Here is a 563-nt window from a genome sequence, read left to right as displayed (position 1 = left end):
TGCCTTATGGGCAGATCCAGTAATGGGGAGATGGCGTGGCGGTGTGGGCATTTTTTCTGTGAATTGCGGCTCTTCTTGTCTCCATAACAGTGCGCTCCCGCGGTTCCGTCGGCTTGGCCACCGATGGCCGGTCACAAACGGGGACGAACATGTTGGACACCTACTTCTCAGCGGCGAATATGCTGGGACATCTGCGGAGCGGGCCAAGCGGCCCATACCTCGACGGCTTCGCAGCAGCGCTCGAAAGTGAGGGCTATAGCCCTGGCACGGCCGTGCGCTATTTGCGGGCGGCAGCTCATCTCGGCCATGTCATGGCCAAGCAAGGCGCAAGGTCGGGCGACATTGATTTGGCGGCTTTCGACCAGCACTTGCGAACCTGTCGATGTCCGCGCTCCGTTGGGGGACGTCGCAACCACCACACCGCTTTCGGCGCCAAGCTCTTTCGCCGACACCTCGTCGAGATCGGCGTTTGCCGACCCACCGCCGCGGCGACGGAGCCTGCCGAGCCACAGTTGGTTGCCCGCTTCAAAGTGTGGCTGCGCAAGCATCGCGGGGCATCCGAT

1 protein-coding gene is annotated in these 563 nt (G+C 62.5%); it reads left to right on the top strand.

Annotation, left to right across the window (positions count from 1 at the left end; all coding sequences use genetic code 11):
• Positions 1-149 precede the first annotated feature (149 nt).
• Positions 150-563 (top strand): hypothetical protein (locus GTW51_RS23765; protein WP_203566291.1); only part of this gene is annotated, 414 nt, incomplete at its 3' end.

The sequence above is a fragment of the Aurantimonas aggregata genome, assembly GCF_010500835.1.
Taxonomy (GTDB): domain Bacteria; phylum Pseudomonadota; class Alphaproteobacteria; order Rhizobiales; family Rhizobiaceae; genus Aurantimonas; species Aurantimonas aggregata.
The sequence above is the reverse complement of the archived record's forward strand: the minus strand, read 5'-3'. Positions and strand labels throughout refer to the sequence as shown.